This window comes from Mycobacterium sp. KBS0706, from assembly GCF_005938675.2.
Lineage (GTDB): Bacteria > Pseudomonadota > Alphaproteobacteria > DSM-16000 > Inquilinaceae > Inquilinus.
The window spans coordinates 60,355-77,998 of the sequence record NZ_VCCH02000003.1 but is presented as its reverse complement, the minus strand read 5'-3'; the positions used below and the strand labels follow the sequence as shown (position 1 = coordinate 77,998).

14 protein-coding genes are annotated in these 17,644 nt (G+C 69.9%); 11 read left to right on the top strand and 3 right to left on the bottom strand.

Going from position 1 to position 17,644, the window contains the following annotated elements; genetic code table 11:
• Nucleotides 1–5: 5 nt before the first annotated feature.
• From FFK22_RS02395 to FFK22_RS02345, 11 genes are all read left to right on the top strand, one after another.
• Nucleotides 6–701 carry an SDR family NAD(P)-dependent oxidoreductase gene (locus tag FFK22_RS02395; RefSeq protein WP_138886691.1) on the top strand — a complete coding sequence of 232 codons (696 nt, stop codon included), beginning with the start codon at nucleotides 6–8 and terminating at the stop codon, nucleotides 699–701.
• Entirely contained in the window at nucleotides 698–1,204 is a 507-nt protein-coding gene (locus FFK22_RS42655) for a class I SAM-dependent methyltransferase (RefSeq protein ID WP_186002261.1), read from the top strand. The genes FFK22_RS02395 and FFK22_RS42655 overlap by 4 nt, the downstream gene beginning before the upstream one ends.
• Nucleotides 1,205–1,290: 86 nt before the next feature.
• Entirely contained in the window at nucleotides 1,291–2,181 is an 891-nt protein-coding gene (locus FFK22_RS02385; RefSeq protein ID WP_138886689.1) for a proline iminopeptidase-family hydrolase, read from the top strand.
• Nucleotides 2,182–2,210: 29 nt separating this feature from the next.
• Nucleotides 2,211–3,149, top strand: coding sequence for an ABC transporter permease (locus FFK22_RS02380; RefSeq protein WP_138886688.1), 939 nt, complete (start codon nucleotides 2,211–2,213; stop codon nucleotides 3,147–3,149).
• Nucleotides 3,146–4,003, top strand: coding sequence for an ABC transporter permease (locus FFK22_RS02375; RefSeq protein WP_138886687.1), 858 nt, complete (start codon nucleotides 3,146–3,148; stop codon nucleotides 4,001–4,003). Before FFK22_RS02380 ends, FFK22_RS02375 begins: the two co-directional genes overlap by 4 nt.
• Nucleotides 4,000–4,980, top strand: coding sequence for an ABC transporter ATP-binding protein (locus FFK22_RS02370; protein WP_138886686.1), 981 nt, complete (start codon nucleotides 4,000–4,002; stop codon nucleotides 4,978–4,980). Before FFK22_RS02375 ends, FFK22_RS02370 begins: the two co-directional genes overlap by 4 nt.
• Entirely contained in the window at nucleotides 4,977–5,957 is a 981-nt protein-coding gene (locus FFK22_RS02365; protein ID WP_138886685.1) for an ABC transporter ATP-binding protein, read from the top strand. Before FFK22_RS02370 ends, FFK22_RS02365 begins: the two co-directional genes overlap by 4 nt.
• Nucleotides 5,958–5,983: 26 nt before the next feature.
• Nucleotides 5,984–7,495 (top strand): ABC transporter substrate-binding protein, encoded by a 1,512-nt coding sequence (locus FFK22_RS02360; protein ID WP_138886684.1) that lies wholly within the window; start codon nucleotides 5,984–5,986, stop codon nucleotides 7,493–7,495.
• Nucleotides 7,496–7,502: 7 nt separating this feature from the next.
• Nucleotides 7,503–8,600, top strand: coding sequence for an FAD-binding oxidoreductase (locus FFK22_RS02355; protein WP_138886683.1), 1,098 nt, complete (start codon nucleotides 7,503–7,505; stop codon nucleotides 8,598–8,600).
• Nucleotides 8,601–8,905: 305 nt separating this feature from the next.
• Complete coding sequence (locus FFK22_RS02350) at nucleotides 8,906–9,496, top strand: hypothetical protein (RefSeq protein ID WP_143956790.1); 591 nt, start codon at nucleotides 8,906–8,908, stop codon at nucleotides 9,494–9,496.
• A 113-nt stretch (nucleotides 9,497–9,609) separates the two neighbouring features.
• Nucleotides 9,610–13,443 (top strand): NahK/ErcS family hybrid sensor histidine kinase/response regulator, encoded by a 3,834-nt coding sequence (locus FFK22_RS02345; protein WP_138886681.1) that lies wholly within the window; start codon nucleotides 9,610–9,612, stop codon nucleotides 13,441–13,443.
• Between the two features lie 12 nt (nucleotides 13,444–13,455).
• Here FFK22_RS02345 and FFK22_RS02340 read toward each other — a convergent pair whose 3' ends face one another.
• From FFK22_RS02340 to FFK22_RS02330, 3 genes are all read right to left on the bottom strand, one after another.
• Nucleotides 13,456–15,048, bottom strand: a complete 1,593-nt coding sequence (locus FFK22_RS02340) for a hypothetical protein (protein ID WP_138886680.1) — start codon at nucleotides 15,046–15,048, stop codon at nucleotides 13,456–13,458.
• Nucleotides 15,049–15,198: 150 nt separating this feature from the next.
• Nucleotides 15,199–15,855, bottom strand: coding sequence for a response regulator transcription factor (locus FFK22_RS02335; protein ID WP_138886679.1), 657 nt, complete (start codon nucleotides 15,853–15,855; stop codon nucleotides 15,199–15,201).
• A 65-nt stretch (nucleotides 15,856–15,920) separates the two neighbouring features.
• Complete coding sequence (locus FFK22_RS02330) at nucleotides 15,921–17,591, bottom strand: MFS transporter (protein WP_138886678.1); 1,671 nt, start codon at nucleotides 17,589–17,591, stop codon at nucleotides 15,921–15,923.
• Between the last annotated feature and the right edge of the window lie 53 nt (nucleotides 17,592–17,644).

The following is a 17,644-nucleotide window of genomic DNA, read 5'->3' as shown; positions in this document are numbered from 1 at the left end:
AACCCATGGAATTCCAGGATCGTCACATCGTCATCACCGGCGGTACCGGCGCGCTCGGCGCGGCGGTGGTCGGGCTGCTGCTGGACGCCGGCGCCATCTGTCACATCCCGGTCCGCGACCTGAAGGATTCGCGTCGTTTCGCCCATCGCGGCCATGACCGGGTGGTGCTGGCGCCGGTGCCGGACCTGACCGACGAGGCGGCGGTGGCGGCGTTCTATGCGGCGTTGCCCGGGCTCTGGGCCTCGATCCATGTCGCCGGCGGCTTCGCCATGGCGCCGATCGGCGGGACGGACAAGGCGATGCTGCAGCAGCAACTCGACACCAATCTCGTCTCCGCCTTCCTGTGCTGCCGCGCCGCGGTGCAGGCGATCGGGCAGGGCGGCGGGCGCATCGTCAATGTCGCGGCCCGGCCGGCGCTGGAATGGCGCCAGGGCGCCGGCATGACCGCCTACACCGCGTCGAAGGCGGCGCTGGCGGCCCTGACCGTGGCCCTGGCGCAGGAGGTGGCGGGGCAGGGCATCCTGGTGAACGCGGTGGCGCCCTCGACCATGGATACCCCGGCCAACCGCGCCGCCATGCCCAAGGCCGATCACGACGTCTGGCCGAAGGTGGAGGAGGTGGCGGCGACCATCCTGCATCTCGCGTCGCCGGCCAACCAGGTCGCCCGTGGTGCCATCGTGCCGGTGTACGGGCGGGCGTGACGGTCTCTCCCCGAATCCGGGCCGCGGTCGACCTGCTGGCCCCGCGGCCCGGCGAGCGACTGCTGGAGATCGGCTGCGGCACCGGCCAGGCGATTCAGGCGGTGATCGCGCGCCAGCCGACCGCGACCGTCGTTGCCATCGACCGCTCCGACCCCGCGGTGGCCCGGGCGCGAATCGTCAACGCGGCGACGATCGCGGCCGGGCGGGTGAGCATCGCCAGGGGCGACATCGAGCACGGGCCGGTCGAGCCGGGCGGCTTCGACCGGATCTTCGCCATCCGCGTCAACAGCTTCTGGACCCGCCCCGGCCTGGCGCTGCCACACGCCACTCGCAGCCTTCGTCCGGGCGGGGAGATCTGGATCATTTACGATGACCCGGCAGCGCGGATCGTCGAGACCATCCGGTCCTCGCTCCAGGCCTTCGGCTTGAGCCATTTCCTGACCGAGGAACGCTCTGGCGCGCTCGCCATCCTCGCCAGGGTCACCGGCAACCGTCGGTCATAATCTTCCCTCGTCGGCCGTCTTGTCTGATTTGTCCGATCAGTCTAGCGTTCCGCGACGCAAAAAAGATCAATGACGGGGATGGCAGGATGTGGCGGGAAATCGCGCCGGATCGGCGGGACGAGATTCGTGTCGATGGCCACAAGGTCGTGGCCTACAGCTTCGGCTCGGGACCGGAGACCGTGCTGTGCCTCAATGGCGGGCCGGGGCTGCCCTGTGACTATCTGCGCGACGCGCATTCCTGCCTGATCGATCAGGGCTACCGCGTCGTCGCCTTCGACCAGCTCGGCACCGGCGCCTCCGACCGGCCGACCGATCCCGCGCTGTGGACCATCACCCGCTATGTCGAAGAGGTGGAGACGGTGCGCCAGGCGCTCGGCCTCGGCCGGGTGCATCTGCTGGGCCATTCCTGGGGCGGCTGGCTCAGCGTCGAATATGCGCTGACCCATCCCGAGGCGCTGAAGACCGTGATCCTGGAGGACACCGCCGCCGACATCCCGCATCTGATCGGCGAGCTGGAGCGGCTGCGCGCCGCGCTGGGCCCCGAGACTGTGGCGATGATGCAGCGGCACGAGGCCGAGGGCACGCTGGACCACCCGGTGTACCAGGCCGCGATCACCATCCTGAACCACCGCCATGTCTGCCGGCTGGACCATTGGCCGGCGCCGGTCAGGCGGTCGCTCGACGACTGGAACATGGGGCCTTACGGCACCATCCAGGGACCGAACGAGTTCCTCTACACCGGCAATCTGAAGGACTGGAACCGGCTGCCGGACATGCGCCGGATCACCGTGCCGGTGCTGATCACCTGCGGCGAGCATGACGAGCTGACGCCGGCCTGCGCGCTGCGCATGAAGCTGGCGCTGCCGAACGCCCGGCTGCATGTCTTCCCGAACTCCAGCCACATGCCGTTCTACGAGGAGCCGCACGCCTACTACCCGGTGCTGCTGGACTTCCTCGAACAGAACCGGGGCGCCTGATGCCCGCCCGCCGCCCGGGCTGACCGTCGATGCACCGCTTCCGCTTCGTCCTGACCCGTCCACTGCAACTGATCCCGGTGCTGTTCGGCATCAGCGTCATCACCTTCGTGCTGATCCGCTCGATCCCCGGCGATCCGGCGCGGGTGCTGCTCGGCACCAAGGCGACGCCGGACGCGATCGCCCGGATCCGTGCCCAGTTCGGGCTCGACGAGCCGCTGTGGACGCAATACGGCCTGTTCCTGCAGAACCTGTCGCAAGGCGAGATGGGCCGGTCGATCCTGTACAAGGTCCCGGTGCTGCGCCTGATCGCCGAGCGGATCGAGCCGACGCTGCTGCTGGTGTTCGGCGCCGTGCTGCTGTCGCTACTGATCGCCGTGCCCTTCGCCGCCATCGCCGCGCGCCGCCGCGGCCGGCTGGCCGACCACGCCATCCGCATCGTCTCCACCACCGGGCTCGGCCTGCCGCCGTTCTGGCTGGGCATCATGCTGATCATCCTGTTCAGTGTGACGCTGGGCCTGTTTCCGGTAGCGGGCTATGGCGACGACTGGGCCGACCGGCTGCACCATCTGGTGCTGCCCTGGCTGACCATCGCGCTCGCTCTGTCGGCGGTGCTGACCCGGACCCTCAGGGCCGCGATGATCGCCGAGCTGCGCTCCGACCAGGCCACGGCGGCACGGGCGCGCGGCCTGCCGGAGGGGATGGTGTTCTGGCGCCATGTCGTGCCCAACGCGATCGTGCCGACCATCAACCTGCTGGCGGTCAATATCGGCTGGCTGATCGGTGGGACCGTGATCATCGAGAACGTGTTCTCGATCCCCGGCATGGGCCAGCTGCTGGTGCGCGGCATCTTCACCCGCGACTACATGGTGGTGCAGGGCGTGGCCATGGCCTTCGCCGTGGCCAGCGTCACCGTGAACTTTCTGGCCGACATCCTGACCGTCGCCATCGACCCGCGGGTGAAGCTGTGAGCGCCGTCGCCGGCACGCCCGCCGCCCGGCTGCGGTTCAGGCTCCGGCTGCCACGGGTGCCGGGCGCGCTGTGGTGGGGTGCCGGCATCGTCGGATTTTTCCTCCTGGTGGCGCTGCTGGCACCGGTGATCGCGCCCTATGACCCGATCCAGCAGGACACGGCCAACGCGCTGCTGCCGCCCGGGCCGGGACATTGGCTCGGCACCGACAATTTCGGCCGCGACGTGCTGTCCCGGCTGATCTGGGGCACCCGCATCGACCTGATGATGGGCGTGTTCGGCGTGCTGTTCCCCTTCATCGTCGGCACTGCCATCGGCTGCGTCTCCGGCTATTTCGGCGGCTGGGTCGATGTCGTGGTGATGCGCATCGTCGACATCGTCATCGCCTTTCCCTTCCTGGTGCTGATGCTGGCGATCATCGCCATCCTCGGCCCCGGCCTGGGCAGCTTCTTCATCGCCATGGCCCTGGTCGGCTGGGTGTCATACGCCCGGCTGGTCCGGGCCCAGGTGCTGGTGCTGAAGGCCAGCGACTTCGTCACCGCCGCGCGCAGCCTGGGCTACGGTCATCTCCGCATCATGGCCCGCCACATCCTGCCGAACGCCCTTGTCAGCTCGATCGTGTTCTCGATGTCGGACGTGGTGCTGACCACGCTGCTCGGCGCCTCGATCAGCTATCTCGGCCTCGGGGTGCAGCCGCCGACCGCGGAATGGGGGCTGATGGTGGCGGAGAGCCAGAACTTCATCATCCGCGCTTGGTGGATCGCCGCGTTTCCGGGCGTGGCGCTGGCGGTGATCGCGCTCGGCTTCAGCCTGCTCGGCGATGGCCTCGGCGAGTGGCTCGGGGTGAAGGAATGACCGCGCCGCTCCTGGAGGTGCGCGACCTGTCGGTGGCCCTGAGCCGGGCGGGGGAGGTGACGACCATCGTCGACCGCGTCTCCTTCGCGCTCGAGGCGGGGCAGGTGATGGGGCTGGTGGGCGAGAGCGGCTCGGGCAAGAGCGTCACCTGCCGGGCGCTGATCGGCCTCTTGCCGGGGGGACTGCGCATCGCCGGCGGGTCGGTGTGGCTGAAGGGCCGCGACCTGACGAAGCTGGAGCCGGAGGCGCTGCGCCAAGTGCGCGGGCGCGAGATCGGCATGATCTTCCAGAACCCGACCAGCCATCTCGACCCGGTGATGCGGATCGGCGACCAGATCGCCGAGGGCCTCCGGCTGCATCGTGGCGCCTCGAAGCGCGAGGCGTGGGCCGCCGCCGTGGACCTGCTGCGCCAGGTCGGCATCCCGGACCCGGAGCGGCGGGCGGGGGGATATCCGCATGAATTCTCCGGCGGCATGCGGCAGCGGGCGATGATCGCCACGGCGCTGGCCTGCGACCCGGAGGTGCTGATCGCCGACGAGCCGACCACCGCCCTCGACGTCACCGTGCAGGCCCAGATCCTGCGGCTGCTGCTGGACCTGCGCGACCGGCGCGGCCTCGCCATCATCCTGATCACCCACGATCTCGGCGTGGTGGCGCAGAGCTGCGACCGCATCGCCGTGATGTATGGCGGCACGCTGTGCGAGGCGGGGGCCAAGCGGGCGGTGCTGGCGGCGCCGCGCCATCCCTATACAGCGCGGCTGATCGCCTGCCAGCCGTCCCATGGTGGCAGCGGCAACGGCCTGCTGCCCTTCATCCCCGGCCAGCCGCCGGCTCTGGCCGACCTGCCCTCCGGCTGCCGCTTCCACCCGCGCTGCGACCGCGCCTTCGACCGCTGCATCTCGGTGCGGCCGGACCCATCCTGGCCGGAGCCGGGCCATATGGCCGCCTGCCACCGGGCGCTGGGGGACGCGGCATGACCCTGCTCGACGTCCAGGATCTCGAGGTCCATTTCCGCGCCGGCGGCCTGAAGCTGCCTGGGCGCCCGCCGCGGCTGGTGCGGGCGGTCAACGGCGTGTCCTTCACCCTGGCGCCGGGCGAGGCGCTGGGGCTGGTCGGCGAATCCGGCTGCGGCAAGAGCACGCTGGGCCGCGCCATCCTGCGGCTCGGCGAGATCAGCGGCGGCGCCATCCGCTTCGGCGGCGCCGACGTGGCGTCGGGCCGCCGCGACGGCGTGGCCCGGCTGCGCCGCGAGACGGCGATGATCTTCCAGGACCCCTATGGCGCGCTGAACCCGCGCATGGCGGTGGGCGAGGCGATCGCCGAGGTGCTGCGGGTCCACCGCAAGGTGCCGCGCGACCGCGTCCCGGCCCGGGTGGCGGAGCTGCTGACCCTGGTCGGCCTCAGGCCCGAGCATGCGTCCCGCCGCCCGGCCGAGCTGTCCGGCGGCCAGTGCCAGCGCGTCGGCATCGCCCGGGCGCTGGCAGTCGAGCCGAAGCTGATCATCGCCGATGAATGCGTGGCGGCGCTCGACGTCTCGATCCAGGCGCAGATCATCAACCTGCTGATCGAGCTGAAGGCCCGGATGAACCTGGCCCTGATCTTCATCGCCCACGACCTCGCCGTGGTCCGCCGGCTGTGCGACCGGGTGGCGGTGATGTATCTCGGCCGGATCGTGGAGGAGGGGGCGGCGGAGGCGGTGTTCGCGGCGCCGAAGCACCCCTACACCCAGGCGCTGGTCCGGGCGATCCCGGAGATCGACCCCGACCGCACCCTGCCCGCGGATTTGCTGGGCGGCGAGCCGCCGAGCCCGCTCGATCTGCCGCCGGGCTGCGCCTTCCATCCGCGCTGCCCCTTCGCCATGGCGGAATGCCGGGCCGGGGCGCCGCCGGCGCTGCGCCCGGTCGACGGGCGCTTCGCGGCCTGCCATCTCTATCCTGCAATCCCCGCACACTGAGACGGGGCAACAACCGGAGGCTCACGATGACACGGAAACATCTCGGCATCGCCACGGCGGCGTTCCTCGCGGCGCTGGTCGCCGGCGGGGCGGCGGCGGAGGCGGCGGGCGTGCTGACGATCGGCCGGCGCGAGGACGGCACCACCTTCGACCCGATCAAGACCTCGCAGAACGTCGATTTCTGGGTGTTCTCGAACGTCTTCGACGTGCTGGTGCGGGTCGACAAGTCCGGCCAGAAGCTGGTGCCCGGCTTGGCTGAGAGCTGGACCGTCTCCGACGACGGCACGGTCTACACCCTCAACCTGCGCGACGCGAAATTCTCCGACGGCAGCCCGCTGACGGCGTCGGACGCCGCCTTCTCGCTGACCCGCATCCGCGACAACCCGGGATCGCTGTGGAGCGACACCTACAAGGTGATCAAGACCGCCGAGGCCAAGGACGACCACACGCTGGTGATCACGTTGAACCAGCCGATGGTGCCGTTCCTGGCGACGCTGGCGATGCCCGGCGCCTCGATCGTGTCGGAGAAGGCGATGCAGGCCGGCGAGGACGCCTTCGCCGAGAAGCCGGTCGGCTCCGGCGCCTTCCAGGTCGAGGAATGGCGCCGCGGCGAGAAGGTGGTGCTGAAGAAGAACCCGAATTTCTGGCAGGCCGACCAGGTCAACCTCGACGGCGTCGAATGGATCTCGGTGCCCGACGACAACACCCGCATGCTGAAGGTGCAGGCGGGCGAGCTCGACGCCGCGATCTTCGTGCCCTTCGCCAAGGTGGCGGAGCTGGAGAAGGACCCGAACCTGGTGGTCCACAAGGACCCCTCGACCCGCGAGGACCACCTGCTGCTGAATCATTCGCACCCGCCGCTCGACAAGCCCGAGGTGCGGCAGGCGATCGACTTCGCCATCGACAAGAAGGCGATCGTCGACACCGTGACCTTCGGCGTCGGCACCGTCGCCAACTCCTACATCCCGAAGGGCGCGCTGTACTACACCGCCGACAACGGCGCTCGGGCCCATGACCCCGAGAAGGCGAAGGAACTGCTGAAGAAAGCAGGCGTCGACAACGTCACCGTGACCTATCTGGTGCAGACCGGCGACACGGTGGACGAGCAGGTGTCAGTGCTGGTGCAGCAGCAGCTGGCCAAGGTCGGCATCACCGCCAACCTGCAGAAGGTCGACCCGAGCCAGACCTGGGACATGGAGGTCGCCGGCGACTACGACATGGCGATGAACTACTGGACCAACGACATCATCGACCCCGACCAGAAGACGACCTTCGTGCTGGGCCACGACACCAACATGAACTACATGACCCGGTACCAGAACGACCGGGTGAAGGCGCTGGTGGCCGAGGCCCGGGTCGAGGCCGACCCGGCCAAGCGCGAGGCGATGTATGTCGACCTGCAGAAGACGGCTAAGGCGGACGTCAACTGGATCGACCTGTACTACAGCCCGTATCTGAGCGTGTCGCGCAAGAACATCGAGAATTTCGGCCAGAACCCGCTCGGCCGGTTCTATCTGGAAGAGACGAAGAAGAACTGAGGACAGAATGCCTTCCATCATCGTGATCGGCGCGGGCGTCATCGGCGCCTCGGTGGCGTACCGGCTGGCGCAGGGCGGCGCGTCGGTCACGGTGCTGGAGGCGACGCGGATCGGTGCCGGCACCTCCGGCACCAGCTTCGCCTGGGTCAACTCGCACGGAAAGACGCCGCGGGCCTATCACGACCTCAACGTCGCCGGGATGAAGGCGCATGCGGCGCTGCGCGACGAGTTCGCGGCGACGCCCTGGCTGCATCTGAACGGCAGCCTGGAATGGGCCGACGAGGCCGGGAGGGAGGAGCAGCGACAACGGTTCGACCGGCTGCGCGAGTGGGGCTATGCCGCCGAATGGATCTCTCCGGCGCAGCTGCGCGAGCTGGCGCCCGACATCGACCCGGCGGCGGTCGGCGACGCGCCGGTCGCGTGGTTCCAGGAGGAGGGCTGGGTCGACCCGGTGGTCTATGCCCAGGCGATGCTCGCCGCCGCCCGGCGCCTCGGCGCGCGGGTCGAGATCGGCGCCCGCGTGGCCCAGGTCGAGCTGCGGTCCGGCCGGGTCAGCGGCGTCACCATTGCGGACGGCCGGACGCTGGGCGCCGACCTGGTGGTCAACTGCACCGGCCGCTGGGCCGACGATTTCGACCCGGCGCTGCACATCCCGCTGGCGCCGACCGCCGGGCTGCTGGCCTTCACCCCGCCGGTCGCGGTCGGGCTCGAACGCCTGCTGAAGGCGCCGGGCTGCGACATCCGGCCGGACGGCGCCGGCCGCCTGCTGGTCTGCCGCAACGACGACGAGTTCGACCCGGCCACGGCGCCGCGCCCGGGCGTCGACCTGCCGGAGATGCGGGAGCTGATCCGCAAGGCGCAGGCGATCCTTCCCGCCATGGGCCCGGTGGAGCCGGAGGCGGTGCGCCTGGGCATCCGGGCTATCCCGAAGGACGGCTATTCCGCCGTTGGCCCGCTGCCGCAGGTCGAGGGCTACTACGCCGCCGTGACCCACAGCGGCGTCACCCTGGCCGCGGTCCTCGGCGCCGCCGTGGCCGACGAGCTGCTGCGCGGCGCCGTCCGGCCGGAACTCGCCACCTTCCGCCCGGCCCGCTTCTTCGGCTGACCCGATTGCGGCGCGACCTTTTCCGAACGCCGCCCACCCCTTTGTCGTCATTCCCGCGAAAGCGGGAATCTCCTGCCGGTGAGCGCGCTGCCAGATCCCCGCTTTCGCGGGGATGACGGATTGGGGAGTATCGAAGGCCCCGCGTGCGGCGAAGGCAACACGCTGTTCCACCACGGAAAACACGATCGCAGTAGTATTATGAGCTATCTTTGTTCATGATACGTTCTATGAGCAGCCCGCAGTCCGATTTCGACGAGATCCGGCCGACCGACCCCGACATGAAGTGGACGGGGTGGGCGCTGGACATGCTGCGCAGCATGATCGAGGTCGATGACCGCACCAAGCGGATGCTCGTGCGGCAGCAGGAGCAGAGCCCGCGCGGGGCGGATGCGCCGGACTACGCGCTGATGCAATCGCGCCTCTCCCGCTCGATGCGGCTGTCGATCGCCATGACTGAGCGGATCCGCGTCGACTTCGGGATGCGGAAGAAAAAGCGCAAGGACTCGGGCGAGGAGGAGCGCCGCCGGCAGCGGCGGGAGCAGGCCGCGGAGGCCGTGGCCGAGGCGGCTGCGGCGCCCGATGTGGCCGAGGATGTCGAGCACGTCCGGGCGACGGTCCGGGAGACGCTGGTCGAGGACGAGATCCTGGACGCGCAGCTCGACTCCCTGTCGCCCGAGGAGTTCGTGCGCGAGGTCTGCCGCAAGATCGGTCGTCCGCCGAACCCGGACTGGCTGCCGCGCGGCTGGGCCGATGGTGGCGAGGCGGTGGACGTCGAGCCGGTGGAGCCCGTCGAGGATGTTGTCGATCACGAGCCCGCGGCGGGCTGGCCCCATCCGTTGGATGGCTCCGACGCCGGCCAACCCATGCCGAAACCGTCGATACCGGACAGCAGCTAAGTCGGCACGACCGTGGTTGGGTTCGCTTGCCGAAACGCTCGGCCTCGAGCCCCGGCCGGCTTATGCTGGCATCATGACCGGGAGGATCAGGCGCGGGATGCGGGGAACGGGCGGTGGCTGACTGGCTGCTGTGGCTGATCGCGCTCGGCTATCTCGGCCTGCTCTTCGCCGTCGCCTTCATCGGCGACCGCAGCCCGGCCTATTGGCGCTCCGGCCTGCGCGAGCCCGCGGTCTATGCCCTCTCGCTCGCGGTCTACTGCACCTCCTGGACCTTCTATGGCGGCGTCGGCCGGGCCGCGTCGCACGGGCTCGACTTCACCCTGATCTATGTCGGGCCGATCCTGGTGATCACCGTCGGCTTCCCGATGATGCGGAAGATCACCCGGGTGGCGCGCGAGCAGAACATCACCTCCGTCGCCGACTTCATCGCCGCCCGCTACGGCAAGAGCCGCGTCGTCGCCGCGGTGGCGACCCTGATCGCGCTGGTCGGCGTGCTGCCCTATATCGCGCTGCAGCTGCAGGCCGTGTCGCTCAGCTTCGGCGCGCTGGCCACCGGCCCGGGGGGGCGAGGGGGCGCGCCGGTGTGGACCGACACCGCCCTGCATGTCGCCCTGACCATGGCGGTGTTCGCCATCCTGTTCGGCGTCCGGCACGTCCAGGCCAACGAGCGGCACCAGGGCATGATCCTGGCGATCGCCTTCGAATCCCTGGTCAAGCTGGGCGCGATCCTCGCCGCCGGGGCCTTCGTCACCTTCGCCATGTTCGACGGGCCGGGCGACCTGGCGGCGCGGCTGCTGTCGGTGCCGGCGCTGCAGGCGCGGCTGGAGGGTTTCTCGGTCGGGCCGGAATGGGTGTCGATCACGGTGATGTCGGCGCTGGCCTTCCTGTGCCTGCCGCGGCAGTTCCATGTCGGCGTGGTCGAGAGCGGTCGGCCGGCCGATCTGCGCACCGCGCGCTGGTTGTTCCCGGCCTATCTCGGCGCCATCAACCTGTTCGTCCCGGCCTTCGCCGTGGCCGGGCTGCTGCTGCTGGGTACCACCGCAGACCCCGACCTGTTCGTGCTGGCGCTGCCGATGCAGGCGGGCGACCCGCTGCTGTCGCTGGCCGTGTTCCTGGGCGGGCTGTCGGCCGCCACCGGCATGGTGATCGTCGAGACCGTGGCGCTCAGCACCATGATCAGCAACGAGTTGGTGCTGCCGCTGCTGCTGCGCGGCGGCATGGCCGCGCGCGGCGACGGCGACCTCGGCCCCGCCGTGCTGCGCATCCGCCGGATCGCCATCTTCGCCATCCTGCTGCTGGCCTATGCCTATCACGCGATGATCGGCGGGCGGCTGCCGCTGGCGTCGATCGGCCTGATCGCGTTCTGCGCCGTGGCCCAGCTGGGGCCGGCGCTGATCGCCGGGCTGTACTGGCGCGGCGCCCATCGCCACGGCGCCTTCGCCGGCATGGCGGGGGGATTCCTGGTCTGGGTCGTGGTCTTCCTGGCGCCGACCCTGACCGGGGTCGACTGGGTGTCCTCGGTGCCGCTGTTCGGGATCGAGGGTGCGCTTTGGGGCATCGGCGACGAGGTCGACGCCCTGACCCGCGGCGCCTTCTGGAGCCTCGCGCTCAACACCGCGCTGCTGGTCGGCGTGTCGCGCTGGGCCCAGGCGGGCGAGCGCGACCGCGAGCAGGCTGAGGCCTTCATCGGCCCGTTGGTCGAGGCGCGGCCGCGGCCGCAGGCCACGCATCGCGCCGCCGCCTTCGACGATCTGAAGACCCTGGTCGCCCGCTTCATCGGGCCGGACCGGGCCGAGCTGGCCTTCGGCGGGCCGGTGGCGGCTTTGCGCGACCGCGACCTCGCCGACCACACCGAGCGGCTGCTGAGCGGGGCGATCGGCGCCGCCTCGGCCCGCATCATGGTCGCCGCGACGATGCGCCGGCAGCGCACCGCCATCGGCCGGTCGCAGACCCTGCTGCGTGAGGCGTCGGAGGCGATCCTCTTCAACCGCGACCTGCTGAGCGCGACGCTCGACAATATCGGCCAGGGCATCGGCGTGTTCGACCGCGAGCTGCGCTTGGCCGCCTGGAACCGCCGCTTCGTCGAGATCCTCGGCCTGGCCGAGCCGCAGGTCGCGATCGGCATGCCGCTGCAGACGCTGACGGGACCGGCCGGCGGCCTCGACCTCTCGGTGCTGCTGGAGGAGCAGCGTGATCCGGAGCGGCGCCGGCGCGCCCACAGCCACGAGCGGCGCGGCGCCGACGGGCGGGTGCTGGAGCTGCAGACGAACCCGATGCCCGATGGCGGCTTCGTCCTGGTCTGCACCGACGTCACCGACAGGGTGACCACGCTGGACGCGTTGCGCGAGAGCGAGCGGCGCATCCGCATCTACACCGACAATGTCCCGGTGCTGATCGCCTATGTCGACCGCGAGCAGCGCTACCGCTTCACCAACCGCCCCTATGAGCAGGCGCTGGGGCTGGAGCGGGGGCAGAGCAACGGCCTGTCGATCCGCACTGCCCTGGGCGAGGACCGCTACGCCCGGCTGAAACCCTATATCGACGCGGCCCTGGCCGGGCGGCGCCAGGTGTTCGAGATCGGCTTCGCCGCCGCCGGGGCCGAGCTGGCGCGCGGCACCTATATCCCGCATCGGGACGAGCAGGGCCGCGTCATCGGCTTCTTCACCCTGTACGAGGACATCACCGAGCAGCGCCGGGCCGAGGCCGTGCTGCGCGAGACCGCCGAGACGCTGGAGCGCCGCGTCGCCGCGCGCACCCGCGAGCTGACCGAGCTGAACGAAGCGCTGGCGGCGGCGAAGGCCGCGGCCGAGGCGGCCAATCTCGGCAAGACCCGCTTCCTGGCGGCGGCGAGCCACGATTTGCTGCAGCCCTTCCACGCCGCCCGGCTGCTGACCGCGACGCTGGCGGAGCGGCTCGGCCGGCGGCAGGAGGCCTCGCTGGTCGGCCATATCGACAGCTCGCTCGGCGCGGTGGAGGAGCTGCTGCAGGCGCTGCTGGAAATCTCCAAGCTCGACGCCGGCGCCGTCGAGCCGCAGCCGCGGCCGGTGGCGGTGGACGAGATCCTGCGCCTGGCGGTGCTGCCCTTCGAGCCGATCGCGCGCCGCCGCGGCCTGCGCCTCAAGGTCGTCCCGTCGACCGCGGCCGTGCAGACCGACGCGGCCTTGGTCCGCCGCATCGTGCAGAACTTCGTCGCCAACGCCGTGCGCTACACAAGGCAGGGCACGGTGCTGGTCGGCTGCCGGCGACGGGGCGGCGCCCTGGCGATCCAGGTCTGGGACACCGGGCCGGGCATCCCGCCGGAGCAGCTCTCCGCCATCTTCGAGGAGTTCCGGCGCCTCGGCTCCGGCGGCGAGGATGAGCCGGCGGGGCTCGGACTCGGCCTCGCCATCGTCGAGCGTATCGCGGTGCGGCTCGGCCATCGGATCGCCGTCCGCTCCTGGCCCGGCCGCGGCAGCGTGTTCGAGGTGGTGCTGCCCTTGTCGCCGACGCCGATCGCGGCGCGGCCGGTCGAGACGCGCCGGCCGCGATCGCCGGCCACCGACCTGGCAGGGCGGCTGGTCCTCTGCGTCGACAACGATCATGCCATCCTGACCGCGACCCGGCTGCTGCTGGAGGGCTGGGGCTGCACCGTGCTGGCGGCGACCGACGCGGCGGCGGCGAAGGAAGCCCTGCAGCCGCTCGGTCGCGCGCCGGACATGGTGCTGCTGGACTACCATCTCGCCGGGATGGAGACCGGGCTCGAGGTGCTCGACGTGCTGGAGGCGGCGATCGGCCATCCGCTGGCGGCCGCGCTGGTGACGGCGGATCGCAGCGAGGCGCTGAAGGCCGCCGCGCGCACCCGCGGCCTGCCGCTGCTGCACAAGCCGCTGAAGCCGGCTGCGCTGCGGGCCCTGCTGGTGCAGCGCCTGGCGGCTCATCCGACGCCCGCTGAAACGCCGCCCGCCTGAGGCGGGGTCGTCTCACGCGGCGAGGCTTGCGATCAGCACCGCGCGCGTATCGTCGTCGTCCTCATTGGCGGCAGCCGTCATCAGCAGCTGCAGCAGATCCGGCTCCATGGCTCCCAGGTTCCCGCCTTCGCCGAAACCGCCGAAGGCAATGATCTTCTGCTGCGGGTCGCCGACGCCGATGGCGATATGGACGATCGTCTCCTGCAGGTCCCGTTCCAGAGACCCCGCGCTCCGCCCGAGCTTTCCGGCCACCGCCGCGCGCATGGGTTCCAGGGTCAGCCCGCCGGCACTGGTGACGAGCGTCTCCTGCTGCTCTCGCGCCAGCGTTCCAAGGCGGGGACCGAATCCTCCGATCGCGTCGGCGAGAAACATCTCTCCCCTTGCCTCGTGGGTGACGGGGTCCTCGCGTTCCGTGGCTTTCCTGACGAGGTCCTTCAGATCGTCCGGCTCCAGCGCCGCGCCCTTGCCGAGGCCGCCGATGGCCTTGCCCTGGCAAACCTCGTCGCTCATCGCGTAAACCGCCGCGACCACCCTCTTTACTTGCGCCGCCGTCAGCGGCGGCACCGTCAGATAGGGGCCGAGCCTGTCCACGGCCTCCGCCAGCGACGGGCCGTCCATGCCGCAGACTGCATCGACAAGAGTCGCCAGCTGTTTCGGCTGCAGCGCCGTCAGGCTCGGGCCGAAGCCCCCGATCGCCTTTCCTCGGGACAGGGCGTCCAGAAGCTTGACGGCCTTGTTGAAGACGAGGTCCTGGTTGGCCTTCGTCAGGGCCGCCGCACCCGCTCCGATACCGGCGAGAGCGTCCGCGCAATGCTCCTCCAAGCCGAACCCGATCGCGGCCTGCACGATCTCGTCCTGCCGCTCGGGGACTGCCGCCAGACCCGGACCGAGCCCTCCGATTGCCGCCGCCTTGGGTCCGTCATCGGGTATGGCATTGAGGACGGTATCGACGACGTCCGTCTTCAACTCCGTCAGCGCCGACAGGCCTGGGCCAAAGCTGCCAAGGGCTTCCGCCCGGTTCCAAGGGTTCCGGATCTTTTTGGCGGCGCCGAAAAGGAGTTTCTGCTGATCGGACGACAAGCAATCGAGGGTCCGCGTCAGCCGTGTGATCACGTTCTTGTCGATCAGCATGTAGTCTTCGTCGGTGCCGTCCGGCCGCATCCCCAGCAGCCCGGCCCAGCCGTCCTGGACTCTCCGGCACTTCGCCAGCTTCTGCTTCAGCTCCGTATCGTCCGAAGCCTCGATGGCGCGTTTCAGACTCGCATCCGTCTCTGCCTGGCGAAACAGCTCGATGGGCGAGAGCATGCTGGCGAGGTTCAGAGCCAATATGCCGGGATCGGGCTGCTCGGGAGGGGAGCCGGGATTCTCGGGCGCTCCCGGGGTTTCCAGCCCGTCGTCGTCATCCTGGTCGTTCGGGGCCGCGCCAAGCCCTCCGAATGTCGAAGGATGATCGCCGATGTCTCCGGTCCCGGCCGCAGAGCCGACCGCTGTTTCGGAGAAGAAGGACTCCGTTGCAGCGGGATCCGTCTGGGCGACGATGATCAGCCACTCGGAAAGGCTCTCGCGATCCCCGGAAGGGCGCCTGCGGCCCGGCGTTTCCGCCATAACTCAACTCCGACGCTGTCCGCCGCCGAACTCCCTGCGACTTCGGCCCCAGTGTTCGGATCGGCGGCCGGACGTCAATGCGATCGGGCATGCCTTTCGGCGATGGTGGCATGTCGAGAGTGCAGGCTCCCACCCTCGCGCCGGCCTCGATCAGTGGCCGGTCGGCTCGATGATGCCGAGCTGGCGCACCGCGATCACTGCCTGGGTCCGGTTCTGGACCCCGAGCTTGCGGAAGATCTGCGACAGGTGGGCCTTCACCGTGGCCTCGGTGATCGACATCTCGAAGGCGATCTGCTTGCTCAGCTTGCCCTCGGTCAGCAGGGCCAGGACGCGCAGCTGCTGCGGCGTCAGCTCGGCGACACGGCGGGTCAGCTCGCTGCGTTCCGGCGCCGCACCGGACGGCCCGGTCGCCGCTTCGGGGAACCAGACGCCGCCGGCCAGCACGCTCTCGATGGCGTCGCCGATCTCGGCCAGCGGCGTCGATTTCGGCAGGTAGCCGGAGGCACCGAACTCCATCGCCTGGCGCATCACGGCGGGCTCCTCATTGGCCGAGACCATGATCACCGGCACGGCGGGGAAGGCGGCGCGCAGCGAGGCCAGGCCGGTGAAGCCGTTCATGCCCGGCATCGACAGGTCGAGCAGCAGCAGGTCGACGGTGCGGTCGCCGAGCAGGGCCAGGACCTCGGGGAAGCTGCCGGCCTGGATCACGGCCGGGACGGGCGACATTACCTCGGCCAGCGTCTCGGACAAGGCGCGCCGCACCAGCGGGTGGTCGTCGGCGATCAGGACAAGGGTGGCGTCTGTCATCTTCCGCCAAAGCAAAGGCCGCGCCCATTCTGGGCGCGGCCTCGCGGTCGATACAAGCTCCGGCGTTAGTGGTTCTTCTGGATGTCGATGTGCCGGGTGTCCTTCAGGAACAGCGTGCCGATCACCAGGCAGACGCCGGCGATGATGATCGGGTACCACAGCCCGCTGTAGATGTTGCCGGTGCCGGCGACGATGGCGACGGCGATCGCCGGCAGGAAGCCACCGAACCAGCCGTTGCCGATGTGGTAGGGCAGCGACATCGAGGTGTAGCGGATCCGGGTCGGGAACAGCTCCACCAGCATCGCCGCGATCGGGCCGTAGACCATGGTGACGTAGAGCACCAGCACGAACAGGATCAGCCACACCATGAAGTGGTTGATCTGCGCCGGGTCGGCCTTTTCGGGATAACCCGCGGTCTTCAGCGCGTCCGCCAGGCCCTTGGTGAAGACGGGACCGACGGTCGCCGCATCCGCCGCCGCGCCGTCATAGGCGGCGATGCGGGTGCTGCCGACATCGATCTCGGCCTTGGCCCCAGCCGGGCCCGCCTGGTTGCTGTACGGTACGCCGGCCTTGACCAGCGCGCCCTTGGCGATGTCGCAGGAGGTGGTGAACTTCGCCGTGCCGACCGGGTTGAACTGCACGCTGCATTCGGCCGGGTCGGCGATCACCGTCACCGGCGACGACGCCTGCGCCGCCTCCAGCGCCGGGTTGGCGTAGTGGGTCAGCGCCTGGAACAGTGGGAAGTAGGTCAGGACCGCCAGCAGGCAGCCGGCCATGATGATCGGCTTGCGCCCGATCTTGTCGGACAGGGCGCCGAACACCAGGAAGAACGGCGTGGCGACCAGCAGCGCCGCGGCCACCAGCAGGTTGGCGGTCTGGGGGTCGACCTTCAAGGTCTGGGTCAGGAAGAACAGCGAGTAGAACTGGCCGGCATACCAGACCACGGCCTGGCCCATGGTCAGGCCGAACAGGGCCAGCGCCACGATCTTCAGGTTGCCGCGGTGGGCGAAGGCCTCGGTCAGCGGCGCCTTGGACCCCTTGCCCTCGGCCTTCATCTGCTGGAACAGCGGCGATTCGTTGAGCTGCAGCCGGATCCAGATCGAGACGATCAGCAGGATGATCGAGACCAGGAACGGGATGCGCCAGCCCCAGGCGTCGAAGGCCGCGGCGTCCATCGACCAGCGGCAGGCCAGGATGACGATCAGCGACAGGAACAGGCCCAGCGTCGCGGTGGTCTGGATCCAGGCGGTGTAGAACCCGCGCCTGCCCTGAGGGGCGTGCTCCGCGACATAGGTCGCGGCGCCGCCGTATTCGCCACCCAGCGCCAGGCCCTGCAAGAGTCGCAGCAGGATCAGGATCGCCGGCGCGGCGATGCCGATCGACGCATAGTTGGGCAGGAAGCCGACCGCCGAGGTCGACACGCCCATGATCACGATGGTGACCAGGAAGGTGTATTTGCGGCCGACCAGGTCGCCGAGGCGGCCGAACACCAGCGCGCCGAAGGGCCGGACGAAGAAGCCGGCGGCGAAGGCCAGCAGGGCGAAGATGAAGCCCGCCGTCGGGTTGACGCCGGAGAAGAAGTTCTTGGCGATCGCCGCGGTGAGGGCGCCGTAGAGGTAAAAATCATACCACTCGAACACCGTCCCCAGCGACGATGCGAATATGACCTTGCGCTCCTCGGCTCTGCTGATAGTTCGCAGCGGTGTTTGAAGTTCGACACCTGATGCAGCAGTCATTGACGCATCCTCCCCCTGATCATTGTGGTCGGCGCGCCGATTTTGTGAGGACA